The sequence below is a fragment of the Streptomyces sp. NPDC059788 genome (genome assembly GCF_042732265.1).
Classification (GTDB): Bacteria; Actinomycetota; Actinomycetes; order Streptomycetales; family Streptomycetaceae; genus Streptomyces.
This window is the reverse complement of sequence record NZ_JBHWHY010000002.1, coordinates 196,474-215,128: the sequence shown is the minus strand read 5'-3', so window position 1 is coordinate 215,128 and position 18,655 is coordinate 196,474. Positions and strand designations below refer to the sequence as shown.

At 72.3% G+C, this 18,655-nt stretch carries 18 protein-coding genes; 12 read left to right on the top strand and 6 right to left on the bottom strand.

Annotated elements, in window-relative coordinates; translation table 11 throughout:
• Nucleotides 1–70: 70 nt before the first annotated feature.
• From ACFV57_RS02820 to ACFV57_RS02810, 3 genes are all read left to right on the top strand, one after another.
• A complete protein-coding gene (locus tag ACFV57_RS02820) occupies nt 71–700 on the top strand; it encodes a TetR/AcrR family transcriptional regulator (protein WP_385224959.1) in 630 nt (209 codons plus the stop codon).
• Nucleotides 697–1,500: a GNAT family N-acetyltransferase gene (locus ACFV57_RS02815; RefSeq protein WP_385224957.1), complete on the top strand. Its 804-nt coding sequence runs from the start codon at nt 697–699 to the stop codon at nt 1,498–1,500. Before ACFV57_RS02820 ends, ACFV57_RS02815 begins: the two co-directional genes overlap by 4 nt.
• Before the next feature lie 342 nt (nt 1,501–1,842).
• Nucleotides 1,843–3,327, top strand: coding sequence for a hypothetical protein (locus ACFV57_RS02810; protein WP_385224955.1), 1,485 nt, complete (start codon nt 1,843–1,845; stop codon nt 3,325–3,327).
• Between the two features lie 238 nt (nt 3,328–3,565).
• On the opposite strand, the gene ACFV57_RS02805 is transcribed toward ACFV57_RS02810, so the two are convergent.
• Nucleotides 3,566–4,144: a LuxR C-terminal-related transcriptional regulator gene (locus tag ACFV57_RS02805; protein ID WP_385224953.1), complete on the bottom strand. Its 579-nt coding sequence runs from the start codon at nt 4,142–4,144 to the stop codon at nt 3,566–3,568.
• A 90-nt stretch (nt 4,145–4,234) separates the two neighbouring features.
• Here ACFV57_RS02805 and ACFV57_RS02800 point away from each other — a divergent pair, with 90 nt between their 5' ends.
• From ACFV57_RS02800 to nirD, 3 genes are read left to right on the top strand one after another with little or no spacing between them, the layout of a single operon-like run.
• Entirely contained in the window at nt 4,235–5,524 is a 1,290-nt protein-coding gene (locus ACFV57_RS02800; protein ID WP_385224951.1) for an NAD(P)/FAD-dependent oxidoreductase, read from the top strand.
• A 2-nt stretch (nt 5,525–5,526) separates the two neighbouring features.
• Nucleotides 5,527–8,175 (top strand): nitrite reductase large subunit NirB, encoded by a 2,649-nt coding sequence (gene nirB, locus ACFV57_RS02795; RefSeq protein ID WP_385224949.1) that lies wholly within the window; start codon nt 5,527–5,529, stop codon nt 8,173–8,175.
• Entirely contained in the window at nt 8,172–8,540 is a 369-nt protein-coding gene (nirD, locus tag ACFV57_RS02790; RefSeq protein ID WP_385224947.1) for a nitrite reductase small subunit NirD, read from the top strand. The genes nirB and nirD overlap by 4 nt, the downstream gene beginning before the upstream one ends.
• A gap of 19 nt (nt 8,541–8,559) precedes the next feature.
• On the opposite strand, the gene ACFV57_RS02785 is transcribed toward nirD, so the two are convergent.
• A complete protein-coding gene (locus ACFV57_RS02785) occupies nt 8,560–9,282 on the bottom strand; it encodes a hypothetical protein (RefSeq protein ID WP_385224945.1) in 723 nt (240 codons plus the stop codon).
• 208 nt (nt 9,283–9,490) lie between these two features.
• Between ACFV57_RS02785 and ACFV57_RS02780 the strand changes: the two genes are divergently transcribed.
• Nucleotides 9,491–10,429, top strand: coding sequence for an oxidoreductase (locus ACFV57_RS02780; protein WP_385224943.1), 939 nt, complete (start codon nt 9,491–9,493; stop codon nt 10,427–10,429).
• A 118-nt stretch (nt 10,430–10,547) separates the two neighbouring features.
• On the opposite strand, the gene ACFV57_RS02775 is transcribed toward ACFV57_RS02780, so the two are convergent.
• Nucleotides 10,548–11,057: a hypothetical protein gene (locus tag ACFV57_RS02775; RefSeq protein ID WP_385224941.1), complete on the bottom strand. Its 510-nt coding sequence runs from the start codon at nt 11,055–11,057 to the stop codon at nt 10,548–10,550.
• A gap of 526 nt (nt 11,058–11,583) precedes the next feature.
• On the opposite strand from ACFV57_RS02775, the gene ACFV57_RS02770 reads away from it, so the two are divergent.
• Nucleotides 11,584–13,527 (top strand): APC family permease, encoded by a 1,944-nt coding sequence (locus tag ACFV57_RS02770; RefSeq protein ID WP_385224939.1) that lies wholly within the window; start codon nt 11,584–11,586, stop codon nt 13,525–13,527.
• A gap of 200 nt (nt 13,528–13,727) precedes the next feature.
• The gene (locus tag ACFV57_RS02765) at nt 13,728–14,483 is read left to right on the top strand and encodes a protocatechuate 3,4-dioxygenase subunit beta (RefSeq protein ID WP_385224937.1); all 756 of its coding nucleotides are present in this window, start codon (nt 13,728–13,730) and stop codon (nt 14,481–14,483) included.
• On the opposite strand, the gene ACFV57_RS02760 is transcribed toward ACFV57_RS02765, so the two are convergent.
• Entirely contained in the window at nt 14,470–14,892 is a 423-nt protein-coding gene (locus tag ACFV57_RS02760) for an ATP-binding protein (RefSeq protein ID WP_385224935.1), read from the bottom strand. The two genes, ACFV57_RS02765 and ACFV57_RS02760, sit on opposite strands and share 14 nt — an antisense overlap.
• A gap of 194 nt (nt 14,893–15,086) precedes the next feature.
• Between ACFV57_RS02760 and ACFV57_RS02755 the strand changes: the two genes are divergently transcribed.
• Nucleotides 15,087–15,938 carry a helix-turn-helix domain-containing protein gene (locus ACFV57_RS02755; RefSeq protein WP_385224933.1) on the top strand — a complete coding sequence of 284 codons (852 nt, stop codon included), beginning with the start codon at nt 15,087–15,089 and terminating at the stop codon, nt 15,936–15,938.
• A 3-nt stretch (nt 15,939–15,941) separates the two neighbouring features.
• Complete coding sequence (locus tag ACFV57_RS02750; RefSeq protein ID WP_385224931.1) at nt 15,942–16,133, top strand: DUF397 domain-containing protein; 192 nt, start codon at nt 15,942–15,944, stop codon at nt 16,131–16,133.
• Between the two features lie 19 nt (nt 16,134–16,152).
• Here ACFV57_RS02750 and ACFV57_RS02745 read toward each other — a convergent pair whose 3' ends face one another.
• Nucleotides 16,153–16,848 carry a DUF2306 domain-containing protein gene (locus ACFV57_RS02745; protein ID WP_385224929.1) on the bottom strand — a complete coding sequence of 232 codons (696 nt, stop codon included), beginning with the start codon at nt 16,846–16,848 and terminating at the stop codon, nt 16,153–16,155.
• 310 nt (nt 16,849–17,158) lie between these two features.
• Here ACFV57_RS02745 and ACFV57_RS02740 point away from each other — a divergent pair, with 310 nt between their 5' ends.
• A complete protein-coding gene (locus ACFV57_RS02740) occupies nt 17,159–17,914 on the top strand; it encodes a TetR/AcrR family transcriptional regulator (protein ID WP_385224927.1) in 756 nt (251 codons plus the stop codon).
• A 134-nt stretch (nt 17,915–18,048) separates the two neighbouring features.
• On the opposite strand, the gene ACFV57_RS02735 is transcribed toward ACFV57_RS02740, so the two are convergent.
• Nucleotides 18,049–18,573 (bottom strand): CGNR zinc finger domain-containing protein, encoded by a 525-nt coding sequence (locus ACFV57_RS02735; protein ID WP_385224925.1) that lies wholly within the window; start codon nt 18,571–18,573, stop codon nt 18,049–18,051.
• Nucleotides 18,574–18,655: the final 82 nt, after the last annotated feature.

Here is an 18,655-nt window from a genome sequence, read left to right as displayed (position 1 = left end):
GAAATATAGCAACCGATCGGTCGGAAGCTAATCGCGGGGCCGGAGTGACCACGCTGGCTACGATGGCGGTATGAGCCCACGCAAGTCCGTCGCCGAGTCCCGCAGGACCCGCGAGCGGATCATCGACCGCAGCATCGCGATCGCCTCGGTCGAAGGGCTGGACGGGCTGACCATCGGCCGCCTCGCCACCGACCTGGGCATGAGCAAGGCCGGTGTCCTCGGGCACTTCGGCACGAAGGAGGCGCTCCAGCTCGCCTCCCTGGACGGCGCGTCCGCGATCTTCTCCAGGGCGGTGTGGGAACCCGCCGCGCATACGGCTCCGGGCCTGGCCCGGCTCCGCGCCATCTGCGAGTACTGGATCACCTACCTTGAGCGCGAGCACGGCGCCTTCCCCGGCGGCTGCTTCTTCACCACCGCGGCCGTCGAGTTCGACGCGCGCGGGGGCCCCATCCGGGACGCCGTGGTACGCCGCTCCACGCTCTGGCGCCGCCGCCTGGCCAACGAGATCCGGTACGCCGTCGACGCGGGCGAGCTGCCCGCGGACACCGACCCCGACCAGCTCGTCTTCGAACTGATCGGCCTCTACACGGGCCTCAACCAGGCCATCCAGCTCTTCGCCGACCCCATGGCCCAGGACCGCACCCGCCGCGCGCTCACCCGCCTGCTGGCGACCGCGCCCACGCCGGGGGCGGCCCGGTGACGGGCGCCGGTCCGCCACACGTCGCGGAGCTGCTCAGGACCCAGATCGAGGTCAACTGGCGTACGGACGCGAGAGGCCGCTTCAGCGGGCCGCACCACGCGGTGGTCGCCGTATCGGCCGATGGACGGCACCAGGTTCCGGCCGCGGCCGGCCACCTGCCGGACGCGCTCGCCGCCGGCCTGCTGGCGGCCGTCACGCCACAGCCCGTCCCCCTGGCCCCGTCCCCGGTGTTACCGGGGACACCGCCCCCAGCCCTCCCCCGCCTCCGGCACCTCCTGGAGGCGGCCCTCGGCCCCGTACACATCACCTCGGACCCGAGCTACCTCGTCCTCCCCGGCCGCATCCGGTTCGCCCCGACCGCCCCCGTCGTCCGGTCCGACGCCGAGGACCCGGCCGCGATCACCGCACTGCGCGACGCCAACCCCGGCAACTGGGGTACGGACGAATGGCACGACCTGCTGGACGGCGAACTCGGCCCGTGGGCCATGGCCCTGGACCCCGCCGCCCCGCCCCCGCACACGGGACGCCCCGCCCACGTCGTCTCGATCTGCCACACCCCCTGCTGGACCGGGCACGGCGCCGAGGCCGGCACCTGGACCCGCCCCGGGCACCGCGGCCGGGGGCACGCCGCCACGACCACCGCCGCCTGGTCCCGCCTGCTGGCCCCCACCGGCCGCCACCTCTTCTACAGCACCACCGCCGCCAACCACTCCTCCCAGAACGTCGCCGCCCGGCTGGGCCTGCGGCCGCTGGGGCAACTGTGGAAGCTGTCGCCCCCGCCGGACGCCACCACGCCGTAGTAGTGCTTCGTCAGGTTCTGGCTCGGGTCAGGGGTCGGCGGATTCCTGTGGCGTGTTCGGGTCAGGCTGGGGTGCAGTTCGGGCCAGTGCCGGAGGATCACGGTGCCCGGTCAGGTGAGGGTGCTTACTGTCGAGGAACCTGTCGCCACCTGCTCCGGGTCGGGGCGCGTGGCCTGGAAAGATGTGAACGGCACCCGGCAACACCCCTTCTCCACTGCGCTTCTTCTGCCCGCATCGTGTGAAAGAAAAGGTAGGGGGTCCTTACCCGTGCCCTCCGTGCTGCACTACGAAATCCTTACGGATCCGACATCACTTCAAGCCTCGTTCCCCGGGGCGCCGTCCATGGGGACGCTGTACGTGGTCGTCTCCAACACACATCTCTCCGATGTGACATGGCGGCACATCGATGTCCTGGTACCGCACGGTACCGACAGCGGCGACCTGACGAACGACATCAAGGCGATCAAGGCGACCGTCGCCAAACCCTACACACCGGACCCCGGTCAGGAGTCACCGAACTTCACCTACTTCAAGGACAACCGCTTCCGGGCCGCGGCTCCCTCGCGAGGACAGATGACGCTGCCCGCACAGGAGTCCTTCGTCCTGAAACTGGAGAACATCCCGGTCTCCGACAAGGCGGGGCTGGTCCTCATCGCGATCAACGAGCTGGCCTGGGGCGGCGACCTGGGCAAGCCGCCGGCCCCTTGGCCCTCGGTCACCAACCTCGCGCTGGTGAAGCAGACGCCGCAGATCCCGCAGAACTTCCGCGCGGACCGCTCCCTGGTGGGCGCAGGCCAAGGCGTCGTCCTGCGCTGGGACGGGCCGAACCACCTCGACTACTGGATCGGCTACCCGGACGGGTCCTCGGAACCCGTCAGCCCGCCGGCGCAGAGCCCCCCGGCCCCGTACGGGCCCCACCAGCACATACCCACCCGCCCCTTGTCGCGGGGCACCACCTACACCCTCATAGCCGGGAAGACGGGCAGCAACGGGACAGTGTGGCCGGGGTACTACCTCACCACCACGGTCCACGCGGTCATCCCGGAGTTCGAAAGCGGGGCGCGGGCCCCGTGGGTCGAAGGGACGAGAGACCGGGGCCGGATCACCTTCCGCGGGGACGGCGTGAGCGTCGACGACCGCAACGGTGTCCCGGGGACGGTCACGGGCGGGACCGCCGACGTCAACGACGTGAAGGCCGCCAAGGTCAAGGGGCGGTCCCCCGGCTCCGGCTGGGTCGACTTCCCCGACACCGGCATCACCGTCCACCACGGCCCGGACCGGGACCTCGGTACCGTCAACGCCACCGGCGTCAACACCACGTGGGTCGGCGACCGCGACGGGGGCAAGGGCTGGATCGGATTCCCCCAGGCGGGGGTCGACATCCGCAAGGACGGGGGCCAGGCGTGGGGCGCCCTCTCGGCCGACAAGGCGGACCTGAACGAAGTGACCGCACAGTGGGTCGAGGGCCGCAACGGTACGAAGAGCCGCCTTGCCTTCACCGACACAGGTGTGAAGATCACCGATCCCGAAGGCCACAGGGGCACCATCGTGGCGGGCGAGACCAACGTCCGCAGTGTCGTCACCCCCTGGGTGTCCGGGCCTATGCCCGGCGCGGGATGGATCACCTTCCGCGAGGAGGGGGTGGACGTGATGCGGGACAGTGCGGTCACCTTCGGCACGATCCGGGCCGACTCGTTCGAGGGTAAGCACGAGGGGACCGGGCGCCCCCTGCACCGAAGGCTGCCGCCGTACGAGTGGCCGCCAAAGACGTCGGACAGCAAACAGACGCCTGCCAAATCCCGGGACCTGGCGGTGGACCCGGAGTAAGCGGCCCAGGTCCGATTCCGTCGCATCATCGATTTGCCGGACAGCGGGCGGCGTCGGCCGGCGCCCGGGGGCCGCGGACCGAGCCGACGCTGCCGAGCCGGACACCGGTGCGGCAGCAGCGGCTCGATCCGAGCCCCCTCGGCGTCGGTCAGCGGCGCACACCCGGACCAGCGATCCGTTGATCTGAGCGGAACGGCCTGGTCCGCCCTACCCCACCGGAGGAACGGCCTGGTCCGCCCTACCCCACCGCCTCCAGATACCGCAGCACCGCCAGCACCCGGCGGTGATCGGTTTCGGACGGGGGAAGGTCGAGTTTGGCGAAGATGTGGGCGATGTGTTTCTCGACGGCGCGTTCGGTGACCACGAAGGAGGCGGCGATGGCCTGGTTCGTGCGGCCCTGGGCCATGTGGGAGAGGACTTCGCGTTCGCGTGGGGTGAGGGTGCCCAGGGCGGCGGCGCGGCGGCCGGCGCCGAAGAACTGGGTGACGACCTCCGGGTCGAGCGCGGTGCCGCCCGCCGCGACGCGACGCAGCGCGTCCACGAACTCGGCGATGTCCACCACGCGTTCCTTGAGCAGGTAGCCGACGCCCGCCGCCCCGTCGCCCAGCAGCTGCGCCGCGTATCTGGTCTCCACGTACTGGGAGAAGATCAGTACGCCGGTGCCGGGCCGTTCCCGGCGGATGGCGACGGCCGCGCGCAGGCCCTCGTCCGTATGGCCGGGTGGCAGCCGGATGTCGATGACGGCGGCGTCCGGGCGGTGTTCGGCTCTCGCTCTCCACGCCCCGGCCCCCCGGGCCCCCGCCGCTGCGGCCCTCACACCCCGCCCTCCCCCGCGCTGAGGGCAGCGTTCCCCACGGGAAACAGCGCAGATGCGGACGGGTAACAGCCGCACCGCACGCTTGCGGACATGACCTCGCAACAGCGTGTGGTGGTGATCGGCGGCGGAATGGCCGCCGCCCGGCTCGCGACGCGCCTCGGCCCGGCCGCCGCCACCGCCGCCGGCGGCTCGGCGCTCACCGTCCTCGGTGAGGAGCCGCACGCGCCGTACAACCGCGTCCTCCTCGCGGAGGTACTGGCCGGCCGCTACGCGCGCGAGGTCATCGCCCTGCCGGCCCCGCACGACACGGTGCGGTGGCTGGGCGGGGTGCGGGCGGTCCGTATCGACCGGAAGGACCGCGCGGTGCTGTGCGACGACGGGCGGGCCGTCCCGTACGACCGGCTGGTCCTCGCGACCGGCTCCAACCCCGTGCTCCCGCCGCTGCGCGGCCTCTTCCCGCCCGGCGAGGACGAGCTGCCGCACGGCGTCCATCCGTTCCGCACGCTGGACGACTGTACGGCGCTCGCCGCTGCCGCCGCCCGCCCCGGCGCACGCGCCGTGGTGATCGGCGGCGGGCTGCTCGGCGTGTCGGCGGCCCGCGCGCTGGCCGAGCGCGGCGTCCCGGTCCTGCTGGCCCAGCAGGGCGAGCACCTGATGGAACGTCAGCTGGACGCCGGAGCCGCGGCCCTGCTCCGCTCGCACCTCGAAGCGCTGGGGGTGGAGGTCCATACGGAGTGCCGGGTACGCGGCCTGCGCGTGGCGGACGGCCGCGTACGGGCCGTGGAACTCGCGGACGGTTACGTGCCCGACGCCGACCTGGTCGTCCTGGCCTGCGGGGTGCGCCCGCGCGTCGGCCTCGCGCGGGCGGCCGGGCTGCCGGTCGGCCGCGGCATCGTCGTCGACGACCAGCTGCGGACGGCCGATCCCCGTATCCACGCGATCGGTGACTGCGCGCAGCACGACGGGCTGGTGTACGGCCTGGCCGGCGCCGCCCTCGAACAGGCCGACCTGCTGGCGAGGATTCTGGGGGCGCAGGCCGCCGCCCGCTACCGCGGCACCCGCGCCCTCACCCGCCTCACCCTCACCGGCCCGGTCCCCGGCGCGGACTCCGCCCCCCTGGACCTCGCCGCCTTCGGCGCCCCCTCCCCCGGCCCCGGCGACGACGTGGTCCACCTCTCCGACGCCACCCGCAGCGCCTACCGCAAGGTCATCGTCCGCGGTGACCGCCTGGTCGGCGGCATCCTGCTCGGCGATCTCGGTGCCGTCGGCACCCTCGCCCGTACCTGGGAGGCCGACGACCCGCTGCCGCCGACGGCCCCCCTCCTGCACCTCCTCACCACCGATTCCGCCACCCCTTCCCGCACCGACGGAGGCTCCTGACCATGGCTGCTACCGCCGTTCCCACCCTCGTGCTCGTCGGCCACGGCATGGTCGGCCAGCGGTTCCTCGAAGCCCTCGCCGACCGCGGTACGACCGCGCGCACCCGGGTGGTCGTGCTGTGCGAGGAGCCCCGCCCCGCCTACGACCGGGTCCAGCTCACCTCGTACTTCTCCGGCCGCACCCCGGACGACCTGGCGCTGGCCGACGCCGGGTTCATGGCCCGCCACGGCATCGAGCTGCACCTCGGCGACCCGGCCACCGCCGTCGACCGCGAGGCGCGCACCGTCACCGCCCGCTCCGGGCTGACCGTCCCGTACGACACGCTCGTCCTGGCCACCGGCTCGTACCCGTTCGTGCCGCCGGTGCCGGGCGCGGACAGCACCGGCTGTTTCGTCTACCGGACCGTCGAGGACCTGCTCGCCATCGAGGAGTACGCGAAGAACTGCCGCACCGGCACCGTCGTCGGCGGCGGCCTGCTCGGCCTGGAGGCGGCCGGCGCCCTCAAGGGGCTCGGACTGCGCACCCACATCGTCGAGTTCCAGCCGCGGCTGATGGCGGTCCAGGTGGACGAGGGCGGCGGCAGCGCGCTGCGCCGGACCGTCGAGGAGATGGGCCTGCACGTCCACACGGGCGTCGGCGGCAAGGAGATCGTCGCGGGCGGGGACGGCGCGGTGCGGGCCATGGAGCTGTCGGACGGCTCGCGCGTCGACACCGACCTGGTGGTCTTCTCGGCCGGGGTGCGCCCGCGCGATCAGCTCGCCCGCGACTGCGGGCTGGCGGTGGGCGAGCGCGGCGGCATCGTCGTGGACGAGCGGTGCCGCACCGGGGACCCGGCCGTGTACGCGATCGGCGAATGCGCGCTGGCCGCCGACGGGCGGGTGTACGGCCTGGTGGCGCCCGGTTACGAGATGGCGGCGACGGCGGCGGCCACCATCGCCGGGGACCAGGGGGCCGCCGCCTTCACCGGCGCCGACACCTCCACCAAGCTCAAGCTCCTCGGCGTGGACGTCGCCTCCTTCGGCGACGCGCACGGCGCCGCCCCCGGCTGCCTCGACGTCGTCTACGCCGACTCCCGTTCCGGCGTCTACAAGAAGCTGGTCATCGGCGCGGACGGCGAGCTGCTCGGCGGCGTCCTGGTCGGCGACGCCGAGTCGTACGGCCTGCTGCGCCCGCTCACCGGCACCGTGCCGCCGGTCGCCCCCGAACAGCTCGTCCTGCCGGCGGGCACCGGCGCACCGGCCGCCCTCGGCCCCGGCGCCCTCCCCGACGACGCGGTGATCTGCAACTGCCACAACGTCACCAAGGGCACCATCCGCGCCGCGGTTTCCGAGCACTCCTGCACCACCGTGCCCGAGGTGAAGAAGTGCACCAAGGCGGGCACCGGCTGCGGCAGCTGCGTCAAGGCGCTGACCACCCTCGTCAACGACGAGCTGACGGCCGGCGGCGTGGCCGTCGACCAGGGCCTGTGCGGCTGCTTCCCGCACACCCGCGCCGAGCTGTACGAGATCGTCCGCACCCGCCGCCTCACCTCGTACGCCGAGCTGCTGGACGGCCACGGCCGGGAGGCGGCGCGCGGCGGCGACGGCTGCGAGACCTGCAAGCCGGCGGTGGCCTCGATCATCGCCGGCCTCGCCCCGACGGTCGGCGCCGACGGCTACGTCCTGGACGGCGAGCAGTCCGCCCTCCAGGACACCAACGACCACTTCCTCGCCAACCTCCAGCGCAACGGCTCGTACTCGGTCGTGCCCCGTGTCCCCGGCGGCGAGATCACCCCGGAGAAGCTGATCGTCATCGGCGAGGTGGCCCGCGACTTCGGCCTCTACACGAAGATCACCGGCGGCCAGCGCATCGATCTGTTCGGCGCCCGCGTCGACCAGCTCCCGCGCATCTGGGCCCGGCTGGTGGACGCCGGGTTCGAGTCCGGGCACGCGTACGGGAAGGCGCTGCGCACCGTGAAGTCGTGCGTGGGGCAGACCTGGTGCCGCTACGGCGTGCAGGACTCCGTACGGATGGCCATCGACCTGGAGCTGCGCTACCGGGGGCTGCGCTCCCCGCACAAGCTCAAGTCGGCCGTCTCCGGATGCGCGCGCGAGTGCGCCGAGGCGCGCGGCAAGGACTTCGGCGTCATCGCCACCTCCAACGGCTGGAACCTGTACGTCGGCGGCAACGGCGGTGCCGACCCGCGCCACGCCGATCTGCTCGCCCAGGATCTCTCCGACGCCGAACTCGTCCGGCTCATCGACCGCTTCCTGATGTTCTACATCCGCACCGCCGACCGCCTGGAGCGCACCTCCGCCTGGCTGGAGCGCATCGAGGGCGGCCTCGACCACGTACGGGACGTGGTCGTGCACGACTCGCTGGGCCTGTGCGACGAGCTGGAGGCCCTGATGGCCGCGCATGTGACGGCCTACCGGGACGAGTGGGCCGACACCCTCGCCGACCCCGCGCGCCTCGCCCGGTTCGTCTCCTTCGTCAACGCGCCGGACACCCCGGACCCGGCCGTCCGCTTCGTCCCGGAGCGCGACCAGATCAAGCCGGACCTGCGGCTGCTGGCAGGCCCCACGCTTCCCGTACGCACCGCCGGCCGCACCGCCGGCACCTCGCGTACCGCTTCCGACGCCCGCCCCCTGGAAGGGACCGCCGCCCGATGAGCCCCACGACACTCGCCGTAGAAATCCCCGAAGGACAGCAGGAGAACAGCACCTGGTTCCCGGTCTGCGCTCCCTCCGCCCTCGTTCCCGGCCGGGGCGTCGCCGCCCTCCTCCCGGACGGCGGGCAGGTGGCCCTGTTCGTGGACCGCGCGGGACGCCCGTACGCCATCGGCAACCGCGACCCGTTCACCGGCGCGTACGTCCTGTCCCGCGGCCTGACCGGCTCGGCGGACGGCCGCCCGTTCGTCGCCTCCCCCCTCCTCAAGCAGCGCTTCGACCTGGAGACGGGCACCTGCCTGGACGATCCGGCGGTGTCGGTGCCCGTCTACCGGGTGCGGGAGGTCGGCGATCGGCGGGACGGCTGACCGCGGGGCGGCGGAGCGGCTAGCTGTTCCCGCTGCCGACCTCGAACGTCCCGAAGCGCCACGTCCGGTGGCTGCCGAGGATCTTCGACTCGTGGTCGAAGCTCACCTTCAGACCGGCGACCTTCAGGGCGTGCTGCGTCGGTGTGGTGCCGGCCGCGCAGGTGACCTCGACGGGCTTGAAGTTCGCGAAGAACTGCGGGCCGAAGTCACCGGAGGACGTGCCGCGGTAGTGGCCGAGCAGGAAGCTCCAGTCCGCCTCCCGGTAGACCGCGCCGAGCCGCTCCCCCGCCGACGTCACGTCGAAGGCGGTGGCCGGGTCGAAGACACCGTCCTGCCCCGTACAGCCGTACGTGCGCGTCACGTCGGCCGTGGCGGAGAACCAGCCGCTCTCCTCCACGCCCTGCTGGAAGGCGGGCTGGTCCCGTACGCCGCGGAGCTCGGTGTAGAAGGAGAAGCCGCCGCAGCCGGGGGTCGGCCAGTAGTCCTTGACGTAGAGGTTGCACTTGTGCGGGCCGAAGTACGCGGTGGGGTCGGGCCGGTACGGGTTCGGGACGACGGCCTTGAAAGTGCCGGTCTCCATGCCGACGGCCGGCAAAGTCACCACCTTTCCGTGCCGCGGCGCGCCCCGGACCGTGCTCCCGCCCGCCGTCGCGGCCTGTCCGCCGTCCCCCGCCTCCGCGGCCACCGACCCGCCCAGGACCAGCGCCGAACCCGCCAGCACCGCCACCAGCGACCTGCTCACCGTTCTCCGTACGGCCATGCCCGTACCCCCCAACACGGTTGTCCGGTTCCTGTCACCCGCACCATGATTGCGCCGAATCAGCCCCTCCAGGCCCTCCCGGTACGGCATTCCTCCCCATCCACACATCCGGACCCCGGGCAACCGCGGCCCCGCCCGGCCGGGGCGTACGCTGGCCATCCCGATGCCCCGGCGAAGGAGCGCAGCAGGCGTGACCCGTTGGAACACGAGCCACATCCCCGACCAGACGGGCCGCTCGGCGGTCGTCACCGGTGCCAACAGCGGCATCGGCTACATCACCGCCCGCGAGCTCGCCCGCCGCGGCGCACGCGTCGTACTGGCCTGCCGCAACGAGGCCCGGGGGCACACGGCGCTCGCCCGGCTGCGCTCCGAAGTACCGACGGCCGAGGCCGAGTTCCGGCAGCTCGACCTGGCCGACCTGCGTTCCGTACGCGCCTTCGCGGCGGGCCTCGACGACTTCGACGGCGACCGCCTGGACCTGCTCGTCAACAACGCCGGCGTCATGGCGCTCCCGCAGCGCCGCACCGCCGACGGCTTCGAGATGCAGTTCGGGACCAACCACCTCGGCCACTTCGCGCTCACCGGCCTGCTGCTGCCCAAGCTCCTGGCCACCCACGGCGCGCGCGTCGTCACCGTCTCCAGCGGCCTGCACCTGCTCGGCAACGTCGACCTGGCCGACCTGAACAGCGAGAACGGCTACCACCGCTGGAGCGTCTACGGCCGCTCCAAGAGCGCCAACCTGCTCTTCGTCCACGAGCTGTCGCGCCGCCTCGCGCAGGCCGGCTCGCAGGTCGTGGCCGCCGCCGCGCACCCCGGTTACGCCGACACCAACCTGCAGACCGCGGGCGTACGGATGGAGGGCCGTACGGGCGCCGAGCGCGTCGTGGAGCTGGTCAACCGCGTCATCGCCCAGCCCGCGGAGTCCGGCGCCCTGCCCACCCTGTGCGCCGCCACCGCCCCGCACATGAAGCCGGACGCCTTCATCGGCCCCCGCAACGGCCTGCGGGGCGCGACCGCGCCGTCCTTCCGCGCTCCGTGGACGAGGAACGACGAGACGTCGGCGCGACTGTGGGAAGCGTCGGAGCAGCTCACGGGCGTGCGGTACGACTTCGGCGGGGCGAAGGCCTGAGGGCCCCGGGGGGAACGACGATCTGACGCGGGGGCGGCCGGGGAGCGTACGGGGCCCCGGCCGCCCGGCGGGCCTTGCTGATCCGGCCGGTCCGCGGTCAGTCCAGCCCCGACGCCTCTCAGTCCAGCCCCGACGCCTCGAAGATCTCCCGCGCCTTGTCCCGGTCGATGTGCTCCCCCAGCACCCGCAGCGCCTCAGCGCCCGAGCGCAGCAGACCGCGCGCCCGGGACAGCCGGGCGCCGGTGTCGAGCAGATGCCACAGGGCGGGATTGGCGGTGAGGGTCTTGGGGTCCAGCTCGACGCGGCCGCCCATGGCGTCGCGCAGCACCAGCCGGGGCGCCATCCCGTCGCTGCGGTGCACGAGGACCAGCAGATCGGTACGGACCCGGCACTCGCGCAGCAGCCCGCGGACGGCGAGCCATCCCGGCCCGGCCGTCACCCGTGCCGGGAAGAGCGCCGCGAAGAGCACCACCGCGATGGCCGTCCAGCAGGCGGCACGCAGCGGGTCGAGGGTGTGGCAGGCGAGGTCGACGGCGAGCATGAGGACGAGGACGCCGGCCGTGGAACAGGCCGCGGCGCGCAGTTCGGCCGCCCACCGGCGGTCGTGGTACGCCGTCGGGCCGTACACCGGGGGTGGAAGGGCGTACCCCTCCCGCGTATGCCGTCCATCGCGCGCCCCACCGCCTCCCTGTCCGCTGCCGCCCGTACCGTCCGTACCGTCGGCGTCGCCTCCGCCGCCCTTCCCGTGGGCCGCCCATCCGGCCCCGGGCGTCCTTCTGCGTCCCATAGTCGTGACGCTAGGGCCGGGATGCCCGAACCGCCCGGATGTTGACGCGGCACTGACGACGCGTCACGGGACCTTGACGCACCACTGACAACACGGCCCGCCGTACGCCGCCCGCGTGCCGGTGCCCGCGCCGCCCGCCGCCCCGGCCGGACGGCCGCACCACCCGGTGCGTGCCACCACCACCCGGTGTCCCGGCCACCCGTCGGCATCGGCACGCCCCCGCCGGGCATCAAGAAGGCGTGAAGAACGCCGGAGCACCCGCCAAAGCCACGCCAAGAACCGGCGTGCCCGTACGAACCGGCGCTCACGCTGGGCTGGCCCTGTCACCGGGGCTCTTTCCCCGCAGCTCACGGAGGTACGGCAAACGATGTCGATGGTGTGGAAGCCCACGGGCCGGTCCGCGCGCCAGGTGACCGGCCCCACCGCTCCCCCTCCCGCCCCGGCCCACACCGGTCCACCACCTCCCGGCCCAGCCCTTTACGGTCCCGGCTCTTCCGGCCCCGGCCCTTCCGGCACCGACCCGGACGCCCGGCACCGCCTGACCTCCGTACAGGGCCTCGCCGCTCTCTCCCTCGACGCGATGGCCTCCGTGGCGTACGGCCCCGAGTCCGTCGTCCTGGTCCTGGCCGCCGCCGGCGCGTACGGCCTCGGTTTCACTCTCCCGGTGACCCTCGCGATCGCGGCACTGCTCGCGGTACTGGTCGCCTCGTACCGCCAGGTGATCGCGGCCTTCCCGAACGGCGGCGGCTCGTACGCGGTCGCCAGGGCCCACCTCGGGCGCCGTACGGCCCTGACCGCCGCGGCCTCCCTCGTCCTCGACTACGTCCTGAACGTCGCCGTGTCCGTGACCGCCGGCGTCGCCGCGCTCACCTCCGCCTTTCCCGCCCTCTACGGCCGGCGGATGTGGCTGTGCCTGGCGGTGCTCGTCCTGGTGACCGCCATCAACCTGCGCGGCATCGTCAACTCGGCGAAAGCGTTCCTCCTGCCCACCGCCGTCTTCGTCGGCTCGATCCTCGCCCTCGTCGTGGTGGGCCTGTTCCGGGACGCGCCCGTCTCCACGGCGTCCGCCGACGGCCACGCGTCCGTCCTGGCGGACAACGCGACCTCCGTCGGCGCGCTCCTCCTCCTGAAGGCGTTCGCCGCCGGGTGCTCGGCGCTGACCGGCGTCGAGGCGGTCGCCAACGCCGTACCGTCCTTCCGCGCCCCCGCCGCCAAGCGCGCACAGCGCACCGAGGTCGCCCTGGGCGCGCTGCTCGGCGTGATGCTGATCGGCCTCTCGGTGCTCATCGGGCGCTTCCACCTCCAGCCGGTGGAGGGCGTCACGGTACTCGCCCAGCTCGCGGACGCGGCACTGGGCCACAACTGGGCCTTCTACGTCGTGCAGTTCGCCACGATGCTGCTGCTCGCCCTCGCCGCGAACACCTCCTTCGGCGGGCTGCCGGTCCTGATGGGCCTGCTGGCCCGGGACAACTACCTGCCGCACGTCTTCGGCCTCAAGGACGACCGGCAGGTGCACCGGCACGGCGTCCTGGCGCTGGCCGCCGTCGCCGCCGCGCTCCTCGTCTTCTCCGGCGGTGACGTGAACACCCTCGTCCCGCTCTTCGCCATCGGCGTCTTCGTGGGCTTCACCATCTGCCAGGTGGGCATGGTCCGCCACTGGCGGCAGGAACGATCCGCCCCCGGCCGCCGCGGCAAGGCCGCCCTCAACGGCTTCGGCGCGCTGCTGACCGGCGTCGCGGCCGTCGTCGTCACGGCGACGAAGTTCACCGAGGGCGCCTGGCTGATCGTCGTCGCCCTCCCCGTACTCGTCCTCGTCTTCGAGGCGGTCCACCGGGCGTACGCCCGTATCGCGGACCGCCTGCGGCTGGGCCGCGTCCCCGAGCAGCCGCACCGCGACCGCTCCCTCGTCGTCGTCCCCGTCTCCCACCTCTCCAGGCTCACCTGCGAGGCACTGAACGCCGCGGTCTCCCTCGGCGACGAGGTGGTGGCCGTCACCGTCACGTACGACTCCTCCGAGGACCGCCGCGCGGCGGAGTCCCTGCGCCGCGACTGGGAACTGTGGAATCCCGGCGTGGACCTCCTCGAACTGCCCTCCGCCACCCGCACCGTCGGCCGCCCGATCGCCGCGTACGTACGCGGACTCGGCGACCGGCACCCCCGCGCCCGGGTCACGGTCCTGATCCCCGAGGTCGAACCGGCCCACCTGTGGCAGCGCCTTCTACAGAACCAGCGCGGCGCGGTCGTCGCCCACGCGGTGCGCCGCACCACGGACGCGACGATCTGCCGGTTGCGGTTTCGGGTGTCGGCGTAGAGGACGCGGTGGGCGTAGGGGTGCGGTGGGCGTAGGGATGCGGCGGGCGTGGCGGGCGTAGTGGGCGCGGGTCGCCGTAGCCGGGGCGGGCGCCGGGGGCGCTCGCGGGGAGGATGACCGGGCGCCCGGCGGGGCGGACAGGCCGCCGGGTCCGGTTCCCGTCCTTGCCCAGCCCGTCGCCCAGGTGCAACAACATTCCCATGCCGACCGCACCCACCCCCACGCCCGAACCTGCCTCCGGGACTGCCTCCGGGCCCACACTGGGCATCACCCCAAGCTCCGCCCCCACCACCGCCCCTCCCCCCTACCGAGGCTTCCCCCTACGCCAACCCACCAGGCCGCCGCTCCTCCTCCCCGCCGCCCCGGAGAGCGCCGAGCTGTACGGCCCCGTCTTCGGCCACACCGACGTGACGCCCCTGGACAGCGACCTCACCCGCCACCACGCAGGCACCCCCATCGGCGAACGCATCACCCTGACCGGCCGCGTGCTGGACACCCACGGCCGCCCCGTCCCCCACCAACTCCTCGAAATCTGGCAGGCCAACGCCGCCGGCCGCTACGCGCACCACAACGATCGGCACGATGCCCCGCTCGACCCCAACTTCACCGGCGCCGGCCGCGCCCTGACCGACGCCGACGGCCGCTACGTCTTCACCACGATCAAGCCGGGCCCGTACCCGCTCGGCACCCCCGACCACGCCTGGCGCGCCGCCCACCTGCACTTCTCCCTCTTCGGCCGCGCGTTCACGCAACGCCTGGTCACACAGCTGTACTTCGAGGGCGACCCCCTCCTGGCCCACGATTCAGTGCTGCACGCGGCCCCGAACGCGGCTGCCCGCCGACGCCTGATCGCCACCTACACCCCCACGCCCACCCCACCAGGCCACCCCACGTCCCTCACCTACCACTGGAACATCGTCCTGGGCGGCCCGTCCCCCACGGTCACTCCCGCCTGACATCCACCTCGCACCACACGGTCTTACCGATCTCCCGGTCCCGCACCCCCCACCGCGCGGCCACCTCCCGTACGAGCACCAGCCCCCGCCCACCGCAGTCATCCGCCGTCGCTTCCTTCACGTACGGCCGGACTTCCCCTCGCGCATCACTGACGGACAGCCGCAGCACCTCCTTCCCCACCGTCAGGTGCACCCGCACCAGCCGCCCCGGCACCCGGCCGTGCGTGATCGCGTTCGTCAGCAGCTCCGACACGAGCAACTCGACGTCGTCCACCAGGTGCCCGTACCCCCACTCCCACAACAGCCGCGCCATCCGATACCGCGCGAGCCGCACGCTCTTGGGGAACGGCGAGTAGTCGAGCAGGTCCTCGTAGAGGACGGTTTCCACGGGGTCATGCGGAGAGATCATCGACGCCACCTCCGATTACGGGCAGCACACACTCTTGCGTCAACTGGTTCGGCTGCCCGAGCAGTTCGTGTCGTTACGGAAGGTAGGGGCGCGATCGCGCCAGGCTCAATCCAGTGGTGCAAATTTCACCCGTGCGGGTTGCGGCACTGCGTAAGCGCACCCGAACCGTTCACCTGTCAGCAAAGGTGAGCGGCATGGAACGTAGCCAGACACCACAGGGCAACCGCATGTCGACCGTGCTGGGCCGCCGCCTCGGCGGCGAACTCGCCAAGCACCGCCTGGAAGCAGGTCTGACGCAAGGCCAAGCGGCCAAGGTCATCAGCGCCTCGACCGGCAAGGTCGCCAGGATGGAGAGCGGCTGGGTCCCGATGCGCGACCCGGACATCCGCATCCTGTGCGAGCTGTACGAAGTCACCGACCCGGCAGCGGTGGGCGGACTACTGGAACTGGCCCGCGTGGACCGCGAACGACGCAAAGCCAAGGGGTGGTGGAACGACTTCCCTGGTCTTGGCGCGATGAAGGAGTACGTCGCCTTGGAGAGCGCCGCGACCGCCATCAAGACATGGCAGGTGGCCTACGTTCCCGGCTTGTTGCAGTGCGAGGCGTACATCCGTGCACTCAAGCCCGACGACAACTTCGTGGCAGCACGGCTGGCCCGCCAGCAACGGCTTGACGACGAGCCCCGCCTACACCTGCACGCGGTGGTTTATGAGGCGGCCCTCCGCAACCTGATCGGAGGCGCAGACGTGATGCGCGAACAGCTTGAGTATTTGGCAGACGCCTCCGAGAAGCCGAACGTATCGGTCCGCGTCTTGCCCTTCAGCGCAGGGGCGCAGGTTGGCATCGGGTGCGGATACAACGTCCTCTCCTTCACCGAACCCGGCGCCATGGACGTCGTGTACATCGAGATCCCTCGCACTCAGGTCTGGATCGAAGGAGGCGACGAGGCCACGGAACACGACGAGATGTTCGAGAGAATCGCTGGAGAAGCCCTCGACGAGCCCGCATCCCGAACGTTCATCCGCAGCCTTAGTAAGGACCTGTGATCCATGACGGAGTTCAGCTACCGCAAGTCCACCCACAGCGACCCCGACCACGAATGTGTCGAAGTAGCCACCAACCACCCCCACACCATCGCCATACGCGACTCCAAGAACCCCACCGGCCCCATACTCCAGCTCTCCCTCGCCACCTGGACCGCGTTCCGGACCGCCGTAACCAGCGGCTGCTTCGACCAGTGACAGGTCTCCGCCCCCACGTTCAGGCGACGGGGCCGGCTCCGGCCGTCGGTCGCTGAGCCCGCGCGGCCAGTGTGCGCTGGACGATGAACCATTCGGCGACGGCGGCGCTTACGAGGATCGACGCCCACGCCGAGGTCGTGTAGACGCTCTCCACGGTCAGCCACTCGTATCGTGAGCGGGCCGCCAGGCCCAGGATGAGGAAGACCCGCAGCATGACGGCCGCGAAGGAGAGCGCGTAGTTGCGGATCATCCAGATGCGGTGCAGCCGGACCTGGCCGCGCCGGATCGTCCGGTAGGCCTGGGCCAGGGAGTACAGCCAGGCGGCCGTCAGCAGATAGAAGGCGACCTGCGCGGAGAAGCCGTTGACGGAGAACGTGGTCGCCAGGACGGCCGCCACCGAGGCGAACACGACGCTGATCATGTAGACCCGGCCGACGATCCGGTGCAGGGCGCGGTACCTGTTGCGCAGCGCCGGGACGAACTGGAACGGCCCGAGCACGAGGACGAGCCCCGCGGGCAGGGCGTGCAACGCGATGGACAGGTAGTGCAGGGCCACATCCGGATTGAGCGGCAGCCTGCTGTCCGCCGGATCACCGGTCAGGTAGGCGGGGACGCTGTACACGGCGATACCGGCCGCCGAGATGGCGAGCGTCGCCCAGCCGGCCCACCACATCCGAATCCGCCGCGCCGACCGGGTTTTGACTGCTGTTGCCATGGGGGTCTCCCTGAAAGTCCGTGCTGAAGAGCAGGTGTCGAGGCTTTGCCTGCGGGCCCGGCGCGGTGGACCGCGTTTGTTTCACGGCACGTCAGCGCATCGGTGAATCAACGCACGACGCGTCAACGCGCGACGCACCAACGCATCGGCGGGGCAGGCGGGGGCGGGCGGGACGGGGGCGGGACGCGTGGCACGCCCCCGTCGCCGGTGTCGACGCTAGCGAGCGCGCAAGAAATTTGGCAGTGTTAGATTTTTCTGACGGGGGTTGACTCGCCTTGTCGCCGTCAGGGGGTCGCCGTACGATCACCGAATGCCGACGGACCAGTCCCCCACCGCCCTGCCGTCCCTGCGCGAGCGGCGGCGGGCCGTCGCCGTGCGCGAGATCCTTACGGCCGCCGAGGAGCACATCGACGCGCAGGGCCCCGCCGCGCTGTCGCTGCGCGCGGTCGCCCGCAGCCTGGGCATGACCGTGCAGGCGCTCTACCACTACTTCCCGAGCCGGGACGCCCTGGTCACCGCACTCATCACCAAGGCGTACGACGATCTCGCCGACGCCGTATCGGCCGCCGTGGACACCTCCTCGGCAACCGCCTCGGACGACACCACGGCAACCACGGCCCTGCCGCGCCTGGTCGCCGCGGCCGAGGGCTACCGCGCCTGGGCCATCCGCCACCCCGAGCGATTCCAACTGCTGTACGGGGCACCGCTGCGGCACTACGAGGCACCCGTCGACGGCCCCACCACGCAGGCCGTCCAGCGGATGAGCGCGATCTTCCGGCGCGAGCTGTTCGCCGGGTTCACCACGGCCCAACTCGCCGCGGCCGACACCGAGGACCTCTCGCCGTCACTCCGTGCGCACCTGCAACATCTGCCACCGGACGCCCTGGGCGCCCTGCCGCCGCCCGCGGCGTCGCTCTTCCTGAGCGCGTGGGGGCACCTGCACGGCCTCGTCGTCCTGGAGGTGTTCGGCCACACTGCGTTCATCGGTACGCATCAGGCCGAGATCTTCCGGGTGGCCATGGGCAACCTGGTCAAGGACGTCCGCGGCCGGATCTCCACCGAGTAGCACCGCGTCCCGCCCCGCCCCCGCCCCCGGCCGGCCACCGTGACCTCCGGGCGCGAGCCGGCCCGAGTTGCGCGCCAACCCGAGCGGCGCACCGTCCCGAGTGGGGCGCCGCCCCGGGCCGATCCGCCGACGCGCTACTCGGGACGCGGGGTCTCCCGGGTCCGGGCCTGGTGCCGACGGGCTTTGAGCCGGTTGCCGCAGGTCTTCATCGAGCACCACCGGGCGGTGTTGGCGCGGCTGCGGTCCAAGAGGAAGAGGCGGCATTCAGGGTTGCCGCACGGCCGCAGCCTGCCGGGCATGCGCTCTTTGACGTCCGCCCACGCGAGCACGAGTTCCACGGCGAGCCTGCGCTCCGGCGGCACCTCCAGATGCCACTCGATGCCCGACGCTCCGGGCCGCGGGACTTTGCGTACGTCCGCGAGGACCCGCAGCAGACGGGGCTCCGCCGACTCGTCCGATTCCACCGACGCGCCCGACTCCACCGCCTGGAGCGCGTCCCGGGCGGTACGCAGCCACCGGCGCTCCTCTTCACCGCCGAGGCCCCCGTGCTCCCGCGCCCACCGGTCCACCTCGTGGTCGTCCCGCCACAGGTCCTGACGTCGGCCGTCGGCGACAGGAGTGCTGTTCAACGCCTGCATCAGGGCTTGGTCGTCCAGCACGGCCCGCACCTTTCCCGCTAACCCCATCAAGACGATTGACAGGTTACCCCAAGGGGGGTCTACTGGACGCCCTGGGAGTAAC

Coding starts and splice junctions, on each gene's coding strand:
- ACFV57_RS02765 (WP_385224937.1), top strand. CDS start 13,728: ATGCCGACCGCACCCACCCCCACGCCCGAACCTGCCTCCGGGACTGCC.
- ACFV57_RS02800 (WP_385224951.1), top strand. CDS start 4,235: ATGACCTCGCAACAGCGTGTGGTGGTGATCGGCGGCGGAATGGCCGCC.
- ACFV57_RS02755 (WP_385224933.1), top strand. CDS start 15,087: ATGGAACGTAGCCAGACACCACAGGGCAACCGCATGTCGACCGTGCTG.
- ACFV57_RS02820 (WP_385224959.1), top strand. CDS start 71: ATGAGCCCACGCAAGTCCGTCGCCGAGTCCCGCAGGACCCGCGAGCGG.
- ACFV57_RS02750 (WP_385224931.1), top strand. CDS start 15,942: ATGACGGAGTTCAGCTACCGCAAGTCCACCCACAGCGACCCCGACCAC.
- ACFV57_RS02745 (WP_385224929.1), bottom strand. CDS start 16,848: ATGGCAACAGCAGTCAAAACCCGGTCGGCGCGGCGGATTCGGATGTGG.
- ACFV57_RS02760 (WP_385224935.1), bottom strand. CDS start 14,892: ATGATCTCTCCGCATGACCCCGTGGAAACCGTCCTCTACGAGGACCTG.
- ACFV57_RS02740 (WP_385224927.1), top strand. CDS start 17,159: ATGCCGACGGACCAGTCCCCCACCGCCCTGCCGTCCCTGCGCGAGCGG.
- ACFV57_RS02770 (WP_385224939.1), top strand. CDS start 11,584: ATGTCGATGGTGTGGAAGCCCACGGGCCGGTCCGCGCGCCAGGTGACC.
- ACFV57_RS02810 (WP_385224955.1), top strand. CDS start 1,843: ATGGGGACGCTGTACGTGGTCGTCTCCAACACACATCTCTCCGATGTG.
- nirD (WP_385224947.1), top strand. CDS start 8,172: ATGAGCCCCACGACACTCGCCGTAGAAATCCCCGAAGGACAGCAGGAG.
- nirB (WP_385224949.1), top strand. CDS start 5,527: ATGGCTGCTACCGCCGTTCCCACCCTCGTGCTCGTCGGCCACGGCATG.